Annotated in this window: 20 protein-coding genes; 9 read left to right on the forward strand and 11 right to left on the reverse strand. The window is 69.7% G+C overall.

Annotated elements, in window-relative coordinates; all coding sequences use genetic code 11:
• Nucleotides 1–29: 29 nt before the first annotated feature.
• The gene (locus ABZ833_RS19865; protein ID WP_361048362.1) at nucleotides 30–1,064 is read right to left on the reverse strand and encodes a LacI family DNA-binding transcriptional regulator; all 1,035 of its coding nucleotides are present in this window, start codon (nucleotides 1,062–1,064) and stop codon (nucleotides 30–32) included.
• A complete protein-coding gene (locus ABZ833_RS19870; RefSeq protein WP_361048364.1) occupies nucleotides 1,061–3,490 on the reverse strand; it encodes a glycoside hydrolase family 2 protein in 2,430 nt (809 codons plus the stop codon). The genes ABZ833_RS19865 and ABZ833_RS19870 overlap by 4 nt, the downstream gene beginning before the upstream one ends.
• A gap of 276 nt (nucleotides 3,491–3,766) precedes the next feature.
• On the opposite strand from ABZ833_RS19870, the gene ABZ833_RS19875 reads away from it, so the two are divergent.
• From ABZ833_RS19875 to ABZ833_RS19885, 3 genes are all read left to right on the forward strand, one after another.
• The gene (locus ABZ833_RS19875) at nucleotides 3,767–5,086 is read left to right on the forward strand and encodes an ABC transporter substrate-binding protein (RefSeq protein WP_361048366.1); all 1,320 of its coding nucleotides are present in this window, start codon (nucleotides 3,767–3,769) and stop codon (nucleotides 5,084–5,086) included.
• Between the two features lie 73 nt (nucleotides 5,087–5,159).
• On the forward strand, nucleotides 5,160–6,125 hold the full coding sequence (locus tag ABZ833_RS19880; RefSeq protein WP_361048368.1) for a sugar ABC transporter permease: 966 nt from the start codon (nucleotides 5,160–5,162) through the stop codon (nucleotides 6,123–6,125).
• Nucleotides 6,122–6,985, forward strand: coding sequence for a carbohydrate ABC transporter permease (locus ABZ833_RS19885; protein ID WP_361048370.1), 864 nt, complete (start codon nucleotides 6,122–6,124; stop codon nucleotides 6,983–6,985). Before ABZ833_RS19880 ends, ABZ833_RS19885 begins: the two co-directional genes overlap by 4 nt.
• A gap of 159 nt (nucleotides 6,986–7,144) precedes the next feature.
• Here ABZ833_RS19885 and ABZ833_RS19890 read toward each other — a convergent pair whose 3' ends face one another.
• Together ABZ833_RS19890 and ABZ833_RS19895 are read right to left on the reverse strand one after the other, a co-directional pair.
• Nucleotides 7,145–7,681, reverse strand: coding sequence for a hypothetical protein (locus ABZ833_RS19890; RefSeq protein ID WP_361048372.1), 537 nt, complete (start codon nucleotides 7,679–7,681; stop codon nucleotides 7,145–7,147).
• Between the two features lie 244 nt (nucleotides 7,682–7,925).
• Entirely contained in the window at nucleotides 7,926–9,395 is a 1,470-nt protein-coding gene (locus ABZ833_RS19895) for an MFS transporter (RefSeq protein WP_361048374.1), read from the reverse strand.
• Nucleotides 9,396–9,545: 150 nt separating this feature from the next.
• Here ABZ833_RS19895 and ABZ833_RS19900 point away from each other — a divergent pair, with 150 nt between their 5' ends.
• Nucleotides 9,546–10,109, forward strand: a complete 564-nt coding sequence (locus ABZ833_RS19900; protein ID WP_361048376.1) for a TetR/AcrR family transcriptional regulator — start codon at nucleotides 9,546–9,548, stop codon at nucleotides 10,107–10,109.
• A 223-nt stretch (nucleotides 10,110–10,332) separates the two neighbouring features.
• Complete coding sequence (locus tag ABZ833_RS19905; RefSeq protein WP_361048378.1) at nucleotides 10,333–10,704, forward strand: hypothetical protein; 372 nt, start codon at nucleotides 10,333–10,335, stop codon at nucleotides 10,702–10,704.
• 88 nt (nucleotides 10,705–10,792) lie between these two features.
• On the opposite strand, the gene ABZ833_RS19910 is transcribed toward ABZ833_RS19905, so the two are convergent.
• Nucleotides 10,793–11,989, reverse strand: a complete 1,197-nt coding sequence (locus tag ABZ833_RS19910; protein ID WP_361048380.1) for an MFS transporter — start codon at nucleotides 11,987–11,989, stop codon at nucleotides 10,793–10,795.
• Between the two features lie 176 nt (nucleotides 11,990–12,165).
• Here ABZ833_RS19910 and ABZ833_RS19915 point away from each other — a divergent pair, with 176 nt between their 5' ends.
• Entirely contained in the window at nucleotides 12,166–13,398 is a 1,233-nt protein-coding gene (locus ABZ833_RS19915) for an ROK family protein (protein WP_361048382.1), read from the forward strand.
• Here ABZ833_RS19915 and ABZ833_RS19920 read toward each other — a convergent pair.
• Nucleotides 13,395–14,651 (reverse strand): MFS transporter, encoded by a 1,257-nt coding sequence (locus ABZ833_RS19920; protein WP_361048383.1) that lies wholly within the window; start codon nucleotides 14,649–14,651, stop codon nucleotides 13,395–13,397. The genes ABZ833_RS19915 and ABZ833_RS19920 overlap by 4 nt on opposite strands.
• Nucleotides 14,652–14,815: 164 nt before the next feature.
• Nucleotides 14,816–15,412, reverse strand: coding sequence for a TetR/AcrR family transcriptional regulator (locus tag ABZ833_RS19925; RefSeq protein WP_361048385.1), 597 nt, complete (start codon nucleotides 15,410–15,412; stop codon nucleotides 14,816–14,818).
• 164 nt (nucleotides 15,413–15,576) lie between these two features.
• Here ABZ833_RS19925 and ABZ833_RS19930 point away from each other — a divergent pair, with 164 nt between their 5' ends.
• Nucleotides 15,577–16,404: an alpha/beta hydrolase gene (locus tag ABZ833_RS19930; RefSeq protein WP_361048387.1), complete on the forward strand. Its 828-nt coding sequence runs from the start codon at nucleotides 15,577–15,579 to the stop codon at nucleotides 16,402–16,404.
• 12 nt (nucleotides 16,405–16,416) lie between these two features.
• Here ABZ833_RS19930 and ABZ833_RS19935 read toward each other — a convergent pair whose 3' ends face one another.
• From ABZ833_RS19935 to ABZ833_RS19950, 4 genes are read right to left on the reverse strand one after another with little or no spacing between them, the layout of a single operon-like run.
• On the reverse strand, nucleotides 16,417–17,355 hold the full coding sequence (locus tag ABZ833_RS19935) for a phosphotriesterase (RefSeq protein WP_361048389.1): 939 nt from the start codon (nucleotides 17,353–17,355) through the stop codon (nucleotides 16,417–16,419).
• The gene (locus ABZ833_RS19940; RefSeq protein ID WP_361048391.1) at nucleotides 17,352–17,936 is read right to left on the reverse strand and encodes a DUF4865 family protein; all 585 of its coding nucleotides are present in this window, start codon (nucleotides 17,934–17,936) and stop codon (nucleotides 17,352–17,354) included. The genes ABZ833_RS19935 and ABZ833_RS19940 overlap by 4 nt, the downstream gene beginning before the upstream one ends.
• A gap of 19 nt (nucleotides 17,937–17,955) precedes the next feature.
• Nucleotides 17,956–18,375: a cupin domain-containing protein gene (locus ABZ833_RS19945; protein WP_361048393.1), complete on the reverse strand. Its 420-nt coding sequence runs from the start codon at nucleotides 18,373–18,375 to the stop codon at nucleotides 17,956–17,958.
• A gap of 37 nt (nucleotides 18,376–18,412) precedes the next feature.
• Entirely contained in the window at nucleotides 18,413–18,985 is a 573-nt protein-coding gene (locus tag ABZ833_RS19950) for a TetR/AcrR family transcriptional regulator (RefSeq protein ID WP_361048395.1), read from the reverse strand.
• Between the two features lie 304 nt (nucleotides 18,986–19,289).
• Between ABZ833_RS19950 and ABZ833_RS19955 the strand changes: the two genes are divergently transcribed.
• Both ABZ833_RS19955 and ABZ833_RS19960 read left to right on the forward strand, forming a co-directional pair.
• The gene (locus ABZ833_RS19955) at nucleotides 19,290–19,589 is read left to right on the forward strand and encodes an SHOCT domain-containing protein (RefSeq protein WP_344523883.1); all 300 of its coding nucleotides are present in this window, start codon (nucleotides 19,290–19,292) and stop codon (nucleotides 19,587–19,589) included.
• Nucleotides 19,586–20,482 (forward strand): ABC transporter ATP-binding protein, encoded by an 897-nt coding sequence (locus ABZ833_RS19960; RefSeq protein ID WP_361048397.1) that lies wholly within the window; start codon nucleotides 19,586–19,588, stop codon nucleotides 20,480–20,482. The genes ABZ833_RS19955 and ABZ833_RS19960 overlap by 4 nt, the downstream gene beginning before the upstream one ends.

The following is a 20,482-nucleotide window of genomic DNA, read 5'->3' on the forward strand; positions in this document are numbered from 1 at the left end:
GTGCCCGCGGGCACGACCCACCGAGCGTCTCAGTGCGCGGAGGGCGGCGCCGCCGTGGAACCACGGGGCGTCAGGGCAGGGGTGGGAACGGGGTGGGAGGCGGCGGGGGAACCAGCGATGACGGTGAAGAGCTGGCGTGCCACCTCGGCGCCGAAGCCGTGCACGTCGTGGCTCATCGCCGACAACGTCGGATGCGTCAGACGGCACAGCTGCGAGTCGTCCCAGGCGAGCAGCGACAACTCTTCCGGTACGGGGATGCCCATCTCCGAGGCGACGCCGAGACCGGCGACAGCCATGATGTCGTTGTCGTACACGATGGCCGTCGGACGGTCATGGCCGAGCAGCAGCGAGCGCGTGGCCCGCGCGCCCTCCTCTCCCGCGAATCCGGTCGAGATCTGCAGCCCGGCGTCCAGGCCCAGTTCCCGCATCGTGCCGCTGAACGCGGTGGCACGGATCGCGCTGTGGCCGAGACCCGCGGGCCCGCCGACCCGTGCGATGCGCCGGTGCCCGAGCGCGGCGAGATAGCGCACGGCCTCCGCGGCCGCCGTGGCGTCGTCGGTCCACACACACGGGAAGCCGCCGGTGAGCTCGGGGTCCCCGACCGCCACCGCCGGTAGGCCAAGAGCCAGGAGCGGCTCGATGCGGGGGTCGTTCTCGTGGAAGTCCACCAGGATCGAGCCGCTCACCTGGCGCCCCTTCCACCAGGTCTCCTGGAGCGTGATCTCCTCCTCCAGGTCGCTGACCAGACGCAGCAGCAGGGAGCAGGAACGCTCGGCGAGGACGCTCTCGATGCCGGAGATGAACTCCATGTAGAACGGTTCGAGCCCGAGCAGCCGGGCCGGGCGGCAGATGGCAAGGCCGATCGTGTCGACGCGCTGGTTGGACAGGCTCCGCGCCGAGGAGTTCGGTGCCCAGCCCAGCTCACGCGCGACCGCGAAGATCCGCTCGCGGGTCGCCTCCGAGACGCCCGGCTTGTGGTTGAACGCCAGGGAAACGGCCCCCTTGGACACCCCGGCGCGGGCCGCGACATCCTTGATCGTGACGCGGTCGGTGGGCGCGCTCACGCGGGTTCCACGCAGTAGAGCGCCGCCCTGATCCGGTTGGCCCCCGCGTCCCGCGCGCCGTGCACGCGGATACGGGTCCGCTCGCCGGGCAGCAGCGTCAGCAGGCCCCGGTCCGCGCGGGCGTGCGGTGCGATGCGGTCGGCCTGCAGCAGCAGGTCACGTACCAGGGTCTGAGCGGTCACCACGACGTCGACTGTATCCCGGTCGCCGGCCACGGACTCCACGACGACCTCGAAGCGCGGCTCCGGGTAGGAGAAGTCCCGGTCCCGGACGCCGAAGTGCAGCGCGCGCAGACCGTCGGCATCGGCGACCAGGTACTCCTTGGCCGAGCCCGTGGCCACAGCGACCTCCGGTGGCACCGCGAGACGCAGCACCGAGCGTGGCGCGGCGGTCCGCTCCAGGCTGGTCCGGGCGGCGACCGTGCCGTCGGCCCGCATCAGGCGCAGCGTCACCGTGGTGCTCCAGGGTGAGCCGGACTGGTTGATCAACGCCAGTTCCGGCCCGCCGCCCTCGTCCTGGGGCGGCTGGAGGCTGAGGAGCCGGTCGGCGTAGACGCGGCGCAGTTCGTGGTGGAGCGGTTTGAGGCGGCCGTCGCCGTCGACCGCGGACCAGGAGCTGACCGGCCAGCAGTCGTTGAGCTGCCAGACGACGGTGCCCGCGCAGCGCGGCCAGTGGGAGCGCCAGTGTTCGATGCCGGTGGCGACGGCACGGGCCTGGACGACCTGGGTGAGGTAATGCCAGCGGTCGAAGTCGTCCTCAGGCAGGGCGAAGTGGCGCGCCACACCGCGGTTGAGCTTGCCGTTGCCGTCCTCGGCCTTCTGGTGGTGGAGCATGCCGGGGGAGTCGGGGGCGAGTTCCTCGCCGGGCAGGGCGCGGCGCAGCGTGGCCATCGCGGGGGGCGCCTGCCAGCCGAACTCGGCCACGAAGCGCGGCACGTTCGCGCGGTACTCCGTGTAGTCCTGGCGGTTCCACACCTCCCAGGAGTGATGGGTGCCGTGGTCGGGGTCGTTGGGGTGGTGGTCCCAGGAGCCCGACCAGGGGCTGCCGGCGGTGTAGGGGCGGGTGGGGTCGAGCTCGGCGACCACGCGTGGCAGCAGCCCCAGGTAGTAGCCCTCACCCCAGGAGTTCCCGGCCAGCTCGGGCTCCCAGTCCCAGTCACGGAAGCCCCACAGGTTCTCGTTGTTGCCGTTCCACAGGACGAGGCTGGGGTGGGGCATGAGACGTACGACGTTCTCCCGCGCCTCGGCCTCCACCTCGCCCCGCAGCGGCTGCTCCTCCGGGTACGCGGAGCAGGCGAAGAGGAAGTCCTGCCAGACCATCAGGCCGAGTTCGTCGCAGGCGTCGTAGAAGGCGTCGTCCTCGTAGATGCCGCCGCCCCAGATGCGGACGAGGTCGACATTGGCGTCGACGGCCTGGGCGAGCCGGGTGCGATAGCGCTCGGGGGTGACGCGCGAGGGAAGGACGTCGTCGGGGATCCAGTTGACCCCGCGCGCGAAGACGCGGACGCCGTTGACGACCAGGGTGAAGCCGGTGCCGTGCGCGTCCGCCTCACGGTCGAGCTCGACGCTGCGGAAACCGATCCGGCGATTCCACGTGTCGAGCGGCGCGTCTTGGGCCGCGGCCTCGAAGAGCGTCAACTCGATGTCGTGGAGCGGCTGTTCGCCGTAGCCGCGCGGCCACCACAGCGCCACGTCGGGGACCTGGAGCACCAGGGTGACGGCGTCGCCCTCCACCTCGGCCCGCGCCTCGGCCCCGGCGACCGCGGCACGCGCGATCAGACGGCGGTCAGCGCCCTGACGAGAGCGCTCGACGTCGACACACAGCTCTACGCGCCCGGTGGTGCCATCGACGGTCACCAGCGGGCGGACGCGCGCGATGCGGGCCGTCGACCAGCGTTCCAGGCGCACCGGGCGCCACATGCCGACGGTGACCACGGTCGGGCCCCAGTCCCATCCGAAGCTGCACGCCATCTTGCGGATGTACTGCGAGGGCTCGGGATAGACGTTCGGCCGCGCACCGGTCAACTCCCGTACAGCGTCCGCCTCTTCGTAGGCGGACGCGAACTCGACCCGCAGTTCGCCCGCGCGGCCCGTGACGTCGAAGCGGTAGGAGCGATGCATGTTGCGGGTGCGCCCCAGCGTCTCGCCGGCGAGGCTGACATGGGCCGCCGTGTCCAGGCCGTCGAAGACCAAGTCGGCCCGCTCATAGCCCTGTTGGCCGGTCTCGTCCGCGGCCAGTGTGCGGCTGTACGTCCACGCGCGGCGCCCCACCCAGGCGATCTCCCGCTCGTTGAGGCCGAGGAAGGGGTCGGGAATCAGGCCCGCGGTGAGCAGGTCGGTGTGGACGCAGCCGGGTACGCGGGCATCCAGTGATGCCCCGTCGTGGCTGAGGCTCCAGCCTTCCGGCAGTTGGGTGACGTCCTTCATGCTGCGGCTCCAATCGGCAGGCGAGAGTGCCCGGGTCGTGTACGACGCCGGTCAACCTAGCCCTGGTTTAGTAAACCGGTCTAGTCCTCCTGTTGAATCAGCTGCCATTGAATGGGCCCAGGTGGGCTGCGGGTGTTCGCAACCTCGATGCGAACGAAGGTAACGATTGGGCATCGTGCTCGAAACTGGAGCTTTACCGGTTCATGCATCACTGCCATAGTTCCGACAGCCCGTCTGGGGCCGCCTGAGCCGTAACCCTTGGAAGGAGTTGGGCACATGGGGAGGAAGACGCTGACCGGCGCGCTGCTTGCCACCGCGATGCTGGCCGTCGCGGGGTGCAGTGGCGGAGGCACGCCGTCGAACGAGACCGCGACCGCGCCCTCGGAACCGGGGGGCGTGTCGGGCGACATCACCGTGCTGACACACCGCACGGACCTGGTGCAGAGCGGCGCGATGAAGAAGTACGCCGCCGAGTTCAAAAAGACCTACCCGAAGGTGAAGGTCAAGTTCGAGGGCATCACCGACTACGAGGGCGAGGTCAAGATCCGTATGAACACGGAGAACTACGGCGACGTCCTCATGATCCCCGCCGTCATCGCCAAGAACGACTACCCGAAGTTCTTCGCCCCGCTCGGTGACACCGCCGGGATGAGAGAGAAGTACCGCTTCACCGGCAAGACCGATGTCAGCGGCAAGACGTACGGCATCGCCAGCTTCGGCACCGCCAACGGGTTCGTCTACAACAAGGCGCTCTGGAAGAAGGCCGGCATCACCGACTGGCCCACCACGCCCGCCCAGTTCCTCGACGACCTCAAGGCGGTCAAGTCGAAGACCGGCGCGACCCCGTACTACACCAACTTCAAGGACGGCTGGCCGCTGAGCAGCCCCTGGACCAACAGCATCGGCTCGGTCAGCTGCGACAAGAAGGCCTCCGACGCACTCGCCACCTCCGACAAGCCGTGGGCCGGGGGCAGTGAGCTGAACGTCATCGACACCCTGCTCCACGACATCGTGCACGACAAGCTCGCCGAGAAGGACCCGACCACCACCAACTGGGAGAACTCCAAGAACCTCCTGGCCAAGGGGGAGGTCGGCAGCATGCTGCTCGGCTCCTGGGCCATCACACAGATGCGGGACGCGGCGAAGAAGGCCGGCGAGAACCCGGACGACATCGGGTTCCTGCCCTTCCCCGCCCAGAAGGACGGCACGTTCTGCGCGACGCTGCTCTCCGACTACCAGCAGGCGGTGAACATCCACTCCGACCACAAGGGCGCCGCCCGCGCCTGGATCGACTGGTTCACCGAGCAGTCCGGCTACTCCGCCAAGGAGGGTGCCGTCTCCGCCCTGAAGTCCGCGCCCATGCCGGACACCCTCAAGCCCTATGTCGACAACGATGTCAGCATGATCGAGCGGTCCGAGGCCAAGACCGGGCAGGTCAACGCGATCGACAACGCCTCCGAGATCGGCCTGGCCAAGCAGGACTACCGGCAGAAGCTGATCGACATCGCCCGAGGCGCCCAGCCGGGCAGCCTCAAGGACTACTTCGCCGACCTCGACAAGCGCTGGGCCGACGCGGCGAGCACCGCCGGTTCCTGACGGGTGGCGCGCACGGTGCGACGAGCCGTGCGCACCGCTCCGCTTCCGCGGACGACGAAAGGCTCTGCCCGACATGACCGACACCACCCGCAAGGCGCCCGCCGCCGGCCGTGAGCTCTCCCCGCGCCGGAAGCCGGAACGGCACCCGGCCCCTCCCGTCCGTTCCTGGCGCGACCATCCGCTGCGACGGCTGACCCCGTGGCTCTTCCTGCTGGCGCCGCTCGCCCTGCTGATCACGTTCACGTACGTCCCCGTGGGCAACATGATCTATTACAGCTTCACGGACTGGGACGGCGTCAGCCCCGACCGGAACTTCACCGGCCTGGACAACTACACCCAACTGTTCACGCGCCCCGAGCTGTTCCGGGTGTTCTTCGTCAGCTTCTACTACCTGGCCGCGTCCGCCGTGCAGATCGTGATCGCGCTGTACTTCGCAACTCTCCTCAGCTTCGATCTGCGCTTCCGCAACTTCTTCAAGGGGATCCTCTTCTTCCCCTACCTCATCAACGGCGTCGCCATCGGCTTCGTCTTCCTCTACTTCTTCCAGGACGGCGGCACGCTCGACTCGCTCCTGTCCTGGTTCGGCGTCGGCAGTGACCACGCCTGGCTCGGCGATCCCCGGTCGGCCAACACCTCGCTCGCCGGGGTGTCCGTGTGGCGCTTCACCGGCCTCAACTTCGTGCTGTTCCTGGGCGCCATCCAGTCGATACCCGGCGAGCTGTACGAGGCGGCCCAACTGGACGGGGCCGGCCGCTGGCAGCAGTTCCGGCACATCATCGCGCCGGGCATCAAGCCCGTGCTCTCCCTCAGCGTCATCCTGGCGATCTCCGGCTCGCTCGCCGTGTTCGAGATCCCGTACATCATGACCGGCGGCGCCACCGGCACCTCGACCTTCGTCATCCAGACGGTCAAGCTCGCCTTCCAGTTCAACAAGACGGGCCTGGCCTCCGCCTGTGCCGTGGTGCTCCTGCTGATCATCCTGGTGATCACCTGGATCCAGCGCCGGCTCGTGCCCGACGACAAGGTGGACCTCGTATGACCGCACTCGCGCCCTCCGACCGGCGCACCGCCAGAAGGCCCCGGCTCGGCACGGCCCTGACCTACCTGTCCCTGGCCGTCGCCTCGCTCGTGGTGCTGGTACCGCTCGTCGTCGTCTTCCTCACCTCGCTGAAGACCTCACGCGAAGTCAGCGACGGCGGCGGCGCGTTCAGTCTGCCCGGCGACTGGCTGAACTTCTCCAACTACGCCACGGCCTTCAACGACGGGCACATGCTCACCGCGTTCGGGAACACGGCGTTCATCCTGTTGTTCTCGATCACCGGCACCGTGCTCATCGGCTCCATGACCGCGTACGCGATCGACCGATTCGACTTCCGTCTGAAGAAGACGGTGATGGCGCTCTTCCTGATCGCCACGCTGGTCCCGGGCGTGACGACGCAGGTCGCCACCTTCCAAGTGGTCAACAGCTTCGGCCTGTTCGACACCCGATGGGCCCCGATCCTGCTCTACATGGGCACCGACATCGTGTCGATCTACATCTTCCTGCAGTTCATCCGCTCCATCCCGACCTCGCTCGACGAGGCGGCCCGTCTGGACGGGGCCAACACCTTCACCATCTACCGCAAGATCATCCTGCCGCTGCTGAAGCCGGCCATCGCCACGGTCGTCATCGTCAAGGGCATCACCACGTACAACGACTTCTACATCCCCTTCCTCTACATGCCCTCCGAGGAGCACGGCACCATGTCCACCGCCCTGTTCCGCTTCAAGGGGCCGTTCGGCGCGCACTGGGAGAACATCTCCGCCGGAGCGATCCTCGTGATCCTGCCGACCCTGCTGGTCTTCCTCGCCCTGCAGCGCTACATCTACAACGGCTTCGCACAAGGTGCGACGAAGTAGGGCTCGACGGGGCCGGTGACGACCGTGCCCCGTCCCGGCTCCCCACCCGTGGGCCCACTCCACCGGCAGACCCTCGGAGGACCGGCCCGGACGAGCTGGTCGAAGTACGGGTACTCGACTGCTTGCCGTCTCTGCGAGCTGCCCCCGGCCTCTGGAGACTCAGGTATCGGTTCCCAATGCCCGCCGTGCGGCTACTTGGAACGCGACCTCCAGGGGCTTCTTGGCCTCGAACCCCGCCATGAATTGCCGGTCGTGCTCCGCGAGACGACCCGTACCCTGCTGGATCGCGGCTCGAATCCAGCTGCCAGTCAACAGCTCCCACTGCCGCAGGGCTTCTCGCAGATCCTCAGCGGCCGCGGCCACCGTGTGCGGGCCGGCCATCGTGACCGCCGCTGACGCGGCACTGAACTGAGTCCAGGCGTCGTGCACGCTGCCGCGGGCACTCTCCCAGTCTTCGACACCGCCTTCGCCGTGCAGCAGATCGGACGCCTTCCAGACGGCATTGGAAAGTTGCTTCGCGCAAGTGACAAAGCCCGTATAGGTCTCGCGGCGCACATCCGCGAGCCAGCGCTTCTCCTCTGCGCGATGCTGAGCGTCGAGACTCCGGAGCTGCGTGCTGAGGGTGAGCAGTCCGCCGCCCACACCGCCGGCAGCACCGATCGCTGCACCAAGTATCGCTGCAACGCTGGCGTCCACTCGGCGCGCCCCTCTCGTTGACCTCCCATCGTTCTACCCCGTCACGTCTGCGCCCAGCACCTTGATCTGGCCTGGTCCTGGGGACCTTCCCGTAGGCGCAGGGAGCAGGCGGAGTGAGGGAGAGAGCACTTTCGCGCGGCGACCTGCGGGAACGTGATCACCCGAGGGCCGTTCTCAGAACCCTCACCGACGTCACTTCTTTGTGAGAGGCGCGGAGCGTGATCCTTTTGTTGGCCGGGAGGTGTCAACGGCTGTTCGCGGATGCCTCGTTCGAGGTGGTGACCGCACCTGGACCGGTGGGACGTTGCGGCGCCGCGGCGCCTTCCGCGGGCCCGGACCTCGCCAGCCACAGGCCGGTGAACACGGCGGTGGCCAAAGTGACGGCTCCGGCAGCGAGGAAGGCGCTGTTGAGGCCGGTCTCGAAGGAGGCGCCGCCGGATTGCCGGGTGCGGACGATGGCTCCGAGTGCCGCCACGCCGAGCACCGCGCCGATCTGCCGGGTGGTGCTGCTGATGCCTGACGCGAGGCCGCCTTCCTGCGGGCTGACTGCTTGGATGGCGGCTCCCGTCAGTGGGGACATGGTCAGGGCGAAGCCGATGCCGACGATTCCAAGCCGCCACCACACGTTCCCGTAGCCGGTGTCGGCGTGCACCATGCCGAGCGCAAGGAGGCCCAGGCCGGCCAGGGCCAGGCCGGTGGTGACCAGGATTCGGAAGCCGTACCGGGCGGCGAGCCGGCCCGCGTACGGGCTGACGATCACCATGGCGACGGACAGCGGCAGGGTCTGGAGGCCGGCGCGCAGGATCGAGCTGCCCTGGACGTAGACGAAGAACTGGGAGAAGAAGAACGACGAACCCATGAGCGCGAACCCCACCACGACCATGGCGGTGTTGGACACGGTGAACAGGCGCTGCCGGAACAGCGGCAGCGGCAGCATCGGAGCGCAGCGACGCGCTTCGACGGCGACGAAGGCGCCGAGGAGGATCACCGCGGCGGTGAAGCTGCCCAGGATCACCGGCGACGTCCAGCCGCGGGCACCACCCTCGATCAGCCCGTAGGTCAGAGCCCCCACCCCCAGAACGGACAGCACCGTCCCCGGGACATCGATCGCGGGGGCGCTCGGATTGCGGGTCTCTTCAAGGCTGCGCAGACCGACCAGCAGCAGGACCGCGCCGATGGGCAGATTGACCAGGAAGATGGCGGGCCAGCCGAAGGCATCCGTGAGCACGCCGCCGGCCACGGGGCCTGCGGCCAGACCGATTCCGCTGAATCCGGCCCACAGCCCGATCGCCTTGATGCGTTCTTGCGGCACGGGATGGGCGGCGGCGAGCAGGGCGAGCGAGGCAGGGGCCAGCGCCGCGGCCCCGATGCCCTGCAGCACCCGGCCGGCGACCAGCCAGCCGACCGAGGGCGCGAGGCTGCACAGCACCGACGCGACGGTGAACACCGCTACGCCGGTCAGGTACACCCGCTTGCGGCCGAACCGGTCGGCGAAGATACCGCCGGACAGCAGCAGCATGGCGACCAGCAGTACGTACGCGTCGACGATCCACTGCAGACCGGTCAGCCCAGTGTGCAGCCGGTGCTGCATATCGGGCAGCGCTGCTCCAACAATCGTGTTGTCGAGCAGGACCATGAATTGGCCCAGGCAGGTCACCGTGAGCAGCACGGCCCGGTTCGGCCGACTTCCTACGGCCTCAGGCGATGCAGCCATGGGGATTCCTCTCCATCGTCAATTGCGCCCCTCCACGGCCGAGCCGACGTGGCCAGCCTCCGGGCGCCCTAACGCAGCCGGTGGCTGCGTTAGGAGACTGTAGGGAGGGTGCCTCGTAAACGCAAGTGGCAACTGCGTTAAGGTGAGGGCATGAATGAACGACAGCGAGCCCGGCGGCCCGGCGGGCGCAGCGCCCGCGTCGGCGCGGAGGTGCACCAGGCCGTCATCGACCTGATCAACGAGCGCGGCTACGGCAACTTCACCGTCGGCCAGGTCGCAGCCCGCGCGGGCGTAGCCGACAGCAGCATCTACCGCCGGTGGGGCAGCCTGGAAAACCTGCTCAGCGATGTGGTGCTCACCCGCCTCAACGCGCAGTCGCCGATGCCCGACACCGGGAGCCTGGCCGGCGACCTGCGCACTTACGCGGCCAACGTGGCCCGCGAGATCACCGGACCCGACGGTCTGTTGCTGGTGCGCCTGGCTGTCGCCCTGTCGAGCAGTGGTCAGCAGGGTCTGGAGGCGAGTGAGGAACTCCGCGCCGAACGCACCCGGCAACTGCAGTCCATGCTCGATCGCGCCCGCGAGCGTGGCGAGAACGCACCTGACGCGCTCGGCGTGCTGGACCACATCCTGGCCCCGATGTACATCCGCGTCTTGTTCGGCATGGAGTTCACCCCGGACTACGTCGACGGGCTTGTCGACCGAATGCTGTGACCTCGACCGGTCCCCGGGGATCAGCCCTCGGCCTGCTCGCGCGGCCAGCTCGCCGCCGGACTCGGCATGGCGGCGGAGATCGACCAACTCGTGGGACCGTTCTACCACCGCGTCCTGGTGACGGCGGACCCGTCGACCAGGCTTTCACCGACCGCCTCGTCGAGGCGTTCCTGCACCGCGCGGACGTAGCGGACGTAGCCGACGCAGGGGAGATGGGGAGCAGATGACTCTGAAGACAGGCCAGCGGGTGGTGCTGGCAGCGGACACCCCGCTGACCGATTCGGCCGAGGTGTCGGGGGTCGTCGTCGGGTTCCTGTCCCTGGCGGCGGGCACCGGCGGGACCGTCGAGCAGGTGGTCGGCCACCAGGACGCGAGCGACGACGTGCACGAGTACGAGCGGCTCAAGTCGCTGCTCGACACCTTCGGGTACGAGATGCCCACGGAGACCAGGAGGCAGCTCGAAGAGAAGGTCGGCTCTCTGGAGCCCGCGTGGACCGCCTTCCAGGAACGGGCGCCTCGCGTGAGCGTGCGGGTCCGCTTCGACAACGGGTTCATCCTCGACGGGGCCCACGAGGACGTCTTCGTCCCTGCCTGAGAGCGCGTCCCGGGCCGGACCGGTGGCAGGCGACGGTCACCTCCGGCGTGCCGGTGGAGGCCGGCCGGACGCCCGCTTCGCGGCAACGTCAGCGGCGGGTGGTGTAGCCGATGGCCGCGGCGAGGGCCGCGAGTACGGCGACGCTGGTGAGGGCCGTGGGCAGGGTGAACCAGTCCGCCATGAATCCGATGGCGGGTGGGCCCAGGAGCATGCCGCCGTAGCCGAGGGTGGAGGCGGTGGCGACTCCGCTGGGGCCGGCCAGTGCGCCCGCGCGCTCGACGGCGACGGGGAAGATGTTGGCCAGGCCGAGGCCGGTGACGGCGAAGCCGATGAGTGCCAGCCAGACGGAGGGGGCGAGTGCGCCCAGGAGCATGCCGGCGGCGGCCAGGGTGCCGCCGGCCACGAGTATCGGGGTCTGGCCGAGGCGTTCGAGGAGGGTCGTTCCGCTGAGGCGGCCGATCGTCATGGCGAGCGCGAAGCAGGAGTAGCCGGCGGCTGCCATGCCCGGGTGGGCGTTCAGGTCCTGTTCGAGGTGGAGGGCGCCCCAGTCGGCGAGTGCTCCTTCGCCGTACGCCGTGCACAGGGCGATGAGGCCGAAGACGACGACCAGGCCTCGGGTGCGGCTGTCCAGGCGCCGTGGGGCACCGGTCGCGTCCTCGCGGCGGACGTCGCTCGGCGGGGCCGGGGGCCCGAGGCGCAGCAGGATGCGTCCGGTGACGGCGGTGACGATCAGGCCGATCACGGTGAGTGCGAGCAGGTGGCGTGTGGGGGAGAGGGAGCCGGCGATCAGCCCGCCGAGCCCCGCGCCGACCATGCCGCCCAGGCTGAACGCCGCGTGGAAGCTGGGCATGATCGGGCGCCGCAGGGCGGCCACCAGGTCGACGGCGGCGCTGTTCATCGCCACGTTGATCCCGCCGTAGGCGGCCCCGAACACCAGGAGCACGAGCCCGAGCGCGAGCGCCGAATGCGTCAGCGGCGGCAGCGCGATGCTCAGCGCCAGCAGCACCCCGCAAGCCACCGTCACCGGATGGCTGCCGAAGCGGCGGCAGAGCCGCCCGGTGAGCGTCATCGTGATGACGGCGCCCGCTGAGACCCCGAGCAGAGCGAGGCCCAGGTCGCTCGCCGAAGCGCCGGTCTGTTCCTTGATGGCGGGGATGCGGACGACCCACCCGGCGAAGATGAATCCGTCGAGCGCGAAGAAGACGGTGAGTGCGACACGGAGCCGGGCGAGGCCCGGGGGAGTGGCCCGCGACGCTGCGGACGTGGTTTTGTTTAGGAGCGGCACAAAGTCAGAGTAGAGGTGTGCCCCCATGGCGTACAAGACAGTTCCTGTGAGGCGGCGGTCACCGGTGAGCGGAAGGTTCTCGTGAGGCGGCAGGGGAAGGGCGGCGGAAGCGCAGTGCACGAGCAGATGACGAGTGAACGGCGAGGCGGCGTACGGATCATGGGAGACTCGCCCTCATGAACGGCAAGGCTGCCTCCCGTACCGAGGGGGATCTGTCCACGCGTACGCGCCTGGAGCGCGGGCGCGGCGCGCTCGGTCCCGCCCTTGAGCTCGTCCACACCGGGCGCGCCCCGACCCGTGCCGTGCTCACCGCCGAACTCGGCGTCACTCGTGCCACCGCGGGCGCCGTCGCCGCCGAGCTCGAGGCGCTCGGCCTGATCCGGATCGACGCGCGGCCGAGCGCGCCCGCGGGTTCGCAGGGCCGCCCCTCGCACGGGCTCTCCATCGCGGAGGACGGTCCTGTGGCGCTCGCCGCGCAGGTGCACTCGGACGGGTTCCGGGCCGCCCTCGTCGGGCTCGGCGGCCGGATCGTCGCCACCGCTCCCGGCTGCGAGACGATCGACGCCGACCCGGCGCAGGTGCTTGGCTCGGTCATCGACGCCGGTGCGCAACTGCTGCGGGAGACGGGCAGGCGCTGCGTGGGCGCGGGCCTCGCCGTGCCGTCGGCCGTCGCCGAACCGGAGGGCACCGCGCTCAATCCGCTGCACCTGGCGTGGCCCGCGGGATCGCAGGTGCGCCAGATCTTCGCCGACTGCGTACGGGACGCGGGCATCACGGGACCCGCGTTCGCCGCCAACGACGTCAACCTCGCGGCGCTCGCCGAGCACCGGCACGGCGCCGGGCGCGGAGCCCGCGATCTGCTGTGCGTCGCGACCGGGCACCGGGGTGTGGGCGGTGCGCTCGTCCTCGACGGGCGCCTGCACACGGGCAGTTCGGGGCTCGCGCTCGAGGTCGGCCACCTCACCGTCAATCCGGAGGGCCGCCCGTGCCACTGCGGAAGCCGGGGCTGCCTGGACGTCGAGACGGACCCGCTGGCCTTCCTCACGGCGGCGGGCCGCGAGCCCGGCCCCGAAGGGCTGCTGGTGCAGGCCCGCGAACTGCTGCGCGACGCGGGTGGTGACCCCGCGGTCCGATCGGCCGCCGAGGAGCTGATCGACCGCCTCGGCCTGGGGCTCGCGGGCCTGGTGAACATCCTCAACCCGGACCGCATCATCCTGGGCGGCCTGCACCGCGCGCTCCTTGAGGCCGACCCTGAGCGCCTGCGTGCCGTCGTCGCCGACCGGAGCCTGTGGGGGCGCAGTGGCGGCGTACCGATCCTGGCCTGCACGCTGGACCACAACAGCCTGGTGGGGGCCGCCGAGCTGGCCTGGCAGTCAGTGCTCGACGACCCCCTCGGGGCGCTGGGCTAGACGCGCGCGGACTCCTTCGCGGAATCCTTTGCGGACCCCTGCGCGGACTTCCTCGTGGCCGGGCTGCTCGGCGCCTCAACTGCCTTTGCGGCGGGCGTAGTTCGGTCGTCGCGCAGCTTGCGCATCCGCTTCAGGTCGGGCAGCAGCGTGATGAGGCCGAGTGCGGCGAGGACGGCGCCGATCCAGAGCGGCGCCCGCAGACCGAATGCATCGATGGCGGGTCCGCCGGCGGACGTGGCGATGATGATGCCGAGGGTGATGAACGAGGAGTGGACGGTGTTGACCAGCGGCCGGGCGTTGCCCGTGCGCTGTACGCGGGTCACCAGGGCCGGGTTCATCGTGACCCCGACCAGGCCGATCCCCATCATCAACACCACGGCGGCCACGCTCAGTTGGGCGAAGACGGCGAAACCGGCGAGGAACGCCAGGTTGAGCAGCAGGCCGGTGAGCAGGACAGGGACGGTGTGCTTGTCGGCCAACCGGCCGACGATGGTGTTGCCGATGACGGTGGCCGCTCCGTACGCGATGAGCAGCAGGGGAACCGTGCCCGTGGAGAAGCCGGTGACCTCGGTGAGGATCGGGTTGAGGTAGCTGAAGGCGGAGAACGTGGCGCCGATGATGAAGGTGCTGGTGGTGAGGGTCAGCCAGAGGCGGGGGTTGCGGAAGGCGCCGAGCTCCTGACGGAGGTTGCCGCCGTCGTCGGCGCGCTCGATGCGCGGAACCCCGATGAGGGTGGCAAGCGCGGCGAGAACGGTCAGGCCGGTGATGGCCCAGAACGCCGCGCGCCAGCCCAGGTGTTCACCGATGACGGTGGAGAGCGGCAGGCCGAGGAGCGTGCCCAGCATCAGCCCGTTGAGAGCCACCGCGATGGCCCTGCCCCGGACTTCGGGACGGGTGAGCTGTGCGCACAGCGAGATGGAGACGCCGAAGAAGGCCTGCGATGCGACGCCGGTGATGACGCGGGCCACCAGCATGGTGCGGTAGTCCGGGGCGAGGGCGGCGAGGACGTTGCCCGCCAGAAAGATACCGAACAGCACTGTCAGCGCTGACTTCTGACGCATCTTCAGCAGCGCGATGGTGAGGAAGGGCCCACCGAAGGCCATCGCCGCGGCGAAGGCGGTGATCAGGTAGCCGATCTCCGGAATCGTGGCGTCGAGTCCGTCGGCCATCTGCGGCATCAGACCGGCGACCACGAACTCGCTGGTCACCATGGCGAAGATGCCTAGGGCCAGGAGATAGACGGCGCGGGGCATGAGGGCTCCTGTCAGGGGTGGGGTGGAGAGGGGGTGCGGCTGGTTATGGACTGAACAGTTCAAAATCAGTTCACAATGAAGGCGTGCGGGATCGCTGCCGGGGGAGAGTCGGGAAACCGGCAGGTCGGCGGGTCGGGAGGCCGACGGGTGGGGATGCGGGCGGCTCAGCGGTTCAGCGCGTCCAAGGCGGTCTCGGCGATGGCGGTGAGGGCGTCTCGATCGGCGCCGCCCTGGGCGGCGATCCGCATGCCCCCGATGATGGCGTTCACGAAGCGGGCCAGATCGCCCGCGTCCCGCGAGGACGTGATGTCGCCGCCGCTCTGTCCTGCACGGATGACGGCGCTGATCGCGGCCAGCCGCATCGCGAGGTCACGCGCGAGCATCTCGGCGGCCTCGGGGTCGCGCCCGGCGAGCTCCACGGTCGTGTTGACGGTCAGGCAGCCGATGCTGTGCCCGTCCTTGCGGCACTCGAACTCGGAGTCGACGATGCGGGCGAACAGGGCGCGGAGGCGGTCCATCGGGGGCTGCTCCGCGTCCTCCAGGATCTCGACCTGGATGGATGTCATGGAGTCGATGTAGCGGGCCAGGGCTCGCTGGAACAGCTCGTGCTTGCTGCTGAAGGTGTTGTAGATGCTGCTGCGGCCCAGGCCGGTGGCGTCGCACAGATCCTGGGTCGAGGTGGCTTCGTAGCCATTCGCCCAGAAGGCGTGCATCGCAGCGTCCAGGGCCCGTTCCTCGTCGAAGGTTCTCGGTCGGGCCATGTCGGTACGGTACCGGTTTTGGAACGGCCAGTGCAATACGCGAATCAAGGGTTCCGCGAGGGCTGGCGGGGGTTACCCCTTAAGTACGTCTACTGGTAACGTCGATCTCCAAGACAAGTGGACGACAGGGCGGACTGCGGATTCCGGCCAGCGGGAGGTACCCAGTGACATGGCACTTGGCGGAGAGGTTCGAGACGTCGGACGGGTACGTGAGGTGGGCATCGTTCGGTGAGGGCGACCCGGTGGTCCTCCTGCACGGCTCGCCGTTCTCGTCGTACATCTGGCGCGAGATCGCCCCCGCCCTGGCCCGCACGCGCAAGGTCTACGTCTGGGATCTGCTCGGCTTCGGGCAGTCGGAGCAGCGGGAAGGGCAGGACGTCGGTCTTGCGGCACAGGGAAGGATCTTCGCCGGTCTCCTCGCGCACTGGGGCGTGTCCCGCCCCAGTGTCGTCGCCCACGATGTGGGCGGTGCGGTGGCGCTGCGGGCGCTGCTCCTGGAGGGTGCGGAGTACGGAGACCTCACGCTGGTGGACGCGGTCGGCGGGGGTGCGTGGGGGACGGGCTACTTCAAGCTCATCCGCGAGAACGCGCACGTCTTCGAGCAACTCCCCGACTACGCCCATGAGTCACTGGTGGCCAGCCACCTCCGCCACGCCACACACACCGGTTACAAACCGGGCGTCCTGGACGCGTACATCGACCCGTGGCGCGGCATGAAGGGGCAGGCGGCCTTCTACCGTCAGTACCGCCAGTTCGCACAGTCCCAGACGGACGTGCTTGAGCCCCTCCTCGGCAACGTGACCGTGCCGACCCGCATCATCTGGGGCAGCGAAGACCGCCTGCTGCCAACGGAGTTCGCCGAGTTCCTGCACGCGCGCATCCCGCACGCCGAACTGACCTGGGTGGACGGCGCGGGCCACACGATCCAGGACGACGCACCGGCGCGGCTGCTTTCGCACCTGGCGGCGGACTTCCGGGCCGAGGTCGTCTGAACGCGGCCGCTCCTACGCCCACTCCACCGCGAACGCCCGCCCCGGATTGACCGTCAGCATTCGCTCCACCACGTCCTTCCCCACGGCGAGTTCGAGTCGCGGTCGCACCCCGCGCAGCAGGTACGGCAGCCCGGGTCCGCCGTTCGTCGCGCGTGCCCCGGATGTCGTCGTGTCGCCGCCCAGGAGCAGCTGGTCCGCGAAACCTGCCTCGGTCAGGGTCTGTACGGCTTCCGGCATGCGCCAGTCTGTGGCGTGATGGGCCCGGGAGGGGCCGTCGAAGGCGAGGTACGCGCCGGCTTCGGCGGCCTGGTGGTGGATCGCGAGGTCGGGAGAGCGGTTCAGGTGGCCGAGGATCACCTTCCCCGGGGGTACGTCCAACTTCCCGCACAGCAGGTCGAGTACGTCCAGTGCGCCCGTGCCCAGCTCCAGGTGGACGGCGATGGGGGCGCCGGTCGCGTGGTGGGCCTCGGACGCCGCTTCCATCGTCCAGCGGGCGTGCGTGTCCAGGCCGTGGAAGCCGCCCGCGACCTTGGTCAGACCCGCCCTTGCGCCGGTGTCGGCGATGCCCTCGGTCAGCTCCCGTACGAAGAGGTCTGCGAGCCCTTCGGCCCTCAGGCGGTCCAGCAACTCCGGTGTGTAGTGGGCCGCTTGGTGCAGGCCTGTGGCCGCGACGACGTGTACGCCCGTCGTCCGGGACAGCGAGGGCAGGTCGCCCGCGTGGCGTCCCATCCCGTAAGGCGTCCACTGGATCAGGCTCTCGCCGCCCGCCTCACGGAAGGCCGCCAGTTCCTGGTCCGCCGAGGTGACCGAGTCCAGTTCCTGGCCGGGGAGTTGAGGGCTCGTCAGGAAAAGGTGGTCGTGGGCGTCGCAGATTCCGAGGCTCTCGGGTGCGACGTCTCCCAGGACCGTACGTACGGTGCGAGCCGTGCCGACCGTGCGGTCCGCGCTCACCACTGCTGCCCTCCCGGGAGGAGGTCGCGCTCCGGCGCGGACAGGTGCAGGACCTGGAACACGTCGCCCGCTCCCGTGGGGGAGCCGTGGTCCCAGACGGAGAAGAGCAGTGCTTCCCATGTGCGCGGGTCGATGGCCGCCGCGGCGTACACAGCCCCTTCGCGATGTGCCAAACGCCCTGCCTCCTCGGCGAGTTCGGCAGCCAGGCCGCCGAGGTGGGTGCGGGCCGGGATGCGCATCCGGTGTCGCACGGCGGACTTCGCGGGGGCGCCCGACGCCGACCCTTCGGCGAAGGCGAGGCCCGTCCAGTGCTGCACCTCAGGTCGCCCGAAGTCGTCGACGATGCCCTGGAATCCGGGGCCCCAGAGGAAGGAGTTCATGCCCTCGGGTGTGTTCCAGAGGTAGAACGGCGCGTACTGGTTCACGGGGGAATCGTCGACGCCGCGCTCACGGATCAGGTACGCCTTGGCGCCGAGGCCCGGGTAGTCGTCCAGCAAGTGGCCCTTGGCCGCCACCCGGTTGCGGATGATGCCCATGTCGTAGTCGGCCGGAAGCGTGATCTCGTACTGCATCGCGTGCATGGTGGTTCGCTCCTCGGGCTCAGGCCGCCGGGTGTTCGTCCGAGGCCGCCGCGTACTCGTCCGCGCCCACATGCGCGTCCCAGTGCGTGGTCGTGCCGTCGTCCGTGGCCTCGACGACCGCCAGATGTGTCATGAAGGTGCGGGGCGCGGCGCCGTGCCAGTGCCATTCGTCCGGCTCGATCCAGACGGTGTCTCCCGCGCGGATCGTCTCCGCGTCGCCGCCCTCGCGCTGCACCAGACCCTCGCCGTCCAGGACGTGCAGGACTTGGCCGTGCGGGTGGCGATGCCAGGCGGTGTGCGCTCCGGGGGCGAAGCGGACGTTGAACATCCGTAGCCGGGAGGGAGACGGCGGCGCGGCGATCTCGTCCAGCCACACCGTGCCGGTGAAGTTCTCGGCGGGGCCCGCCTTGCTTTCGGGGCGGTTGCGAGTGATGCGCACGCTCTTCAATTCCTTTGCGGGGTAAGGGTGGTGGCGCCTACGGGGCAGGGATGGTGGCGGCGAACAGGAGGGCCAGCAGGCCTCGAACTCCGGTGTCGAAAGCCGCGGGCGACCCCGAGGCGCGGGCCAGCACATAACCGCCCTGGACCGTGGCGACGACGGTCGCCGCGATCGCCTGCGCGTCGAGCGTGGCCGCGAACTCACCCCGCTCCTGCCCCTCTTGGACGATCCCGGCGATCCGGTCCCGCAGCCAGTCGAGCGTCTCGGTGACGGGCGCGCGCAGCTCGTCGCTCGCGACGACGTCCGGGTCCATCGTCAGCCGCCCGACGGGGCAGCCGCGCAGGACGTCACGCTCGCGCAGGAGGTACGCCTCGATGCGTTCGTACGCCGATCCGGTGCCGCCGAGGACGCCGTCGGCGGTGGCGCGCATCTCCTCCGCCGTGCGCCGGATCGCGGCGAGCGCGAGGTCGGGTTTCCCGGCGAAGTGGTGGTACATGCTGCCCTGTCCGGCGCCCGCGTGCTGCTGGATCGCCTTGGGGCTCGTGCCGACGTAGCCGCGCTCCCACAGCAGTTCGCGGGTGGACTCGATCAGACGCTCCGGGGTGCTCATGAACGTACTGTACATACTAGTAGGTACAGAGGTCTAGGTGGCGGCCCCCAGCTGTGCGTGTGGCTGCCCTTCGCCCTCACCGGCGAAGCCACCGAAGCCCTGTACATACCAGTACGTACAGCGCCCGGCCACGGCTCCCCATCGCTGCCCCGACCCCACCGGGAGCAGCCCCCCAGCCCCCACGTACTCCCGCAGTGGTACACGCACTGCCGCTGGCCGTACGACGACTCGGACCCCCTCGGAGCGCGAGTCTCAAGACATCGCACAACACGCCGCAGAAATCGCTCCCGAGGAGATGGACACGATGAACACCCTGGCTCACTTCGATGGCGGGCCCGGCCCGTGGATCCTGTTCTTCCCGCTCATCTGGGCGGCCGTCGTGATCGGCGGCATCACCCTCCTGCGCCGCACCGTGTGGCGCGGCCGCCGGGCTCCGTGGCAGCGGGACGGCGCCGAGCGCAACGTACGCATCGACGAGAACTCGCCCATCGCCGTGCTCGGCCGTCGTTTCGCCTCCGGCGAGATCGACGAGGACGAGTACTGGCGGCGTCTGTCCGTCCTGAACGAGGAGTTCGGGCGTACGTCCAAGGGCGGTGCGGCATGACCACCGCGACCGGACACCGCGGCACCACCACCCTCGACGCCGCCCGCGTCACCGAGGCCGTCAAGGTCTACGGCAGTGGCGACACCGCCGTACGGGCCCTGGACGGGGTGAGCGTCGGGTTTCCCGCCGGACGCTTCACCGCGATCATGGGCCCGTCGGGCTCGGGCAAGTCCACCCTGATGCACTGTGCCGCGGGCCTCGACACCCTCACCTCGGGGGCCGCCTACATCGGCGACACCGAGTTGGGCGCGCTCGACGACCGACGCCTCACTCTGCTGCGCCGCGACCGCATCGGCTTCGTCTTCCAGGCCTTCAACCTGGTGCCGACGCTGACCGTGGCCGAGAACATCACGCTGCCGATGGACCTAGCGGGCAGGCGTGGTGACGGTGCGGCGGCGGAGTGGACCGACGCCCTCATCGACGTGGTGGGGCTGCGCGACCGGCTCCACCACCGGCCCGCCGAGCTCTCCGGCGGTCAGCAGCAACGCGTCGCTGTGGCACGGGCGTTCGCCGGTCAGCCGGACGTCGTCTTCGCCGACGAACCGACCGGCAACCTCGACTCGCGCTCCGGCGAGGAGGTCCTGCGCCTCCTCGGCCGCGCGGTGCGGCAGATGAACCGCACGGTCGTCATGGTCACCCATGACCCGGTGGCCGCCGCCCACGCCGACGAGGTCGTCTTCCTGGCCGACGGCCGTCTCGTGGACACGATGACGGACCCGACCGCCGACAAGGTCCTCGACCGGCTCAAGGCCTTCGACACGAAGGCCTCGGCGACCTCTGGCACCACCGCATCCAGCACCACCGCATCCAGCACCACCGCATCCGGCACCACGACATCCGGTGGCACCACAGCAGGTACCACCACATCAGGCACCAAGGGGGCACCGTCATGA

The organism is Streptomyces sp. NPDC047525, from assembly GCF_040643025.1.
GTDB lineage: Bacteria > Actinomycetota > Actinomycetes > Streptomycetales > Streptomycetaceae > Streptomyces > Streptomyces durmitorensis.

Bases quoted from the DNA above. Each gene is read 5' to 3' on its own strand.
- ABZ833_RS19870 (WP_361048364.1), bottom strand. From the start codon at position 3,490: ATGAAGGACGTCACCCAACTGCCGGAAGGCTGGAGCCTCAGCCACGAC.
- ABZ833_RS19875 (WP_361048366.1), top strand. From the start codon at position 3,767: ATGGGGAGGAAGACGCTGACCGGCGCGCTGCTTGCCACCGCGATGCTG.
- ABZ833_RS19880 (WP_361048368.1), top strand. From the start codon at position 5,160: ATGACCGACACCACCCGCAAGGCGCCCGCCGCCGGCCGTGAGCTCTCC.
- ABZ833_RS19885 (WP_361048370.1), top strand. From the start codon at position 6,122: ATGACCGCACTCGCGCCCTCCGACCGGCGCACCGCCAGAAGGCCCCGG.
- ABZ833_RS19895 (WP_361048374.1), bottom strand. From the start codon at position 9,395: ATGGCTGCATCGCCTGAGGCCGTAGGAAGTCGGCCGAACCGGGCCGTG.
- ABZ833_RS19900 (WP_361048376.1), top strand. From the start codon at position 9,546: ATGAATGAACGACAGCGAGCCCGGCGGCCCGGCGGGCGCAGCGCCCGC.
- ABZ833_RS19905 (WP_361048378.1), top strand. From the start codon at position 10,333: ATGACTCTGAAGACAGGCCAGCGGGTGGTGCTGGCAGCGGACACCCCG.
- ABZ833_RS19915 (WP_361048382.1), top strand. From the start codon at position 12,166: ATGAACGGCAAGGCTGCCTCCCGTACCGAGGGGGATCTGTCCACGCGT.
- ABZ833_RS19920 (WP_361048383.1), bottom strand. From the start codon at position 14,651: ATGCCCCGCGCCGTCTATCTCCTGGCCCTAGGCATCTTCGCCATGGTG.
- ABZ833_RS19925 (WP_361048385.1), bottom strand. From the start codon at position 15,412: ATGGCCCGACCGAGAACCTTCGACGAGGAACGGGCCCTGGACGCTGCG.
- ABZ833_RS19940 (WP_361048391.1), bottom strand. From the start codon at position 17,936: ATGCACGCGATGCAGTACGAGATCACGCTTCCGGCCGACTACGACATG.
- ABZ833_RS19950 (WP_361048395.1), bottom strand. From the start codon at position 18,985: ATGAGCACCCCGGAGCGTCTGATCGAGTCCACCCGCGAACTGCTGTGG.
- ABZ833_RS19955 (WP_344523883.1), top strand. From the start codon at position 19,290: ATGAACACCCTGGCTCACTTCGATGGCGGGCCCGGCCCGTGGATCCTG.
- ABZ833_RS19960 (WP_361048397.1), top strand. From the start codon at position 19,586: ATGACCACCGCGACCGGACACCGCGGCACCACCACCCTCGACGCCGCC.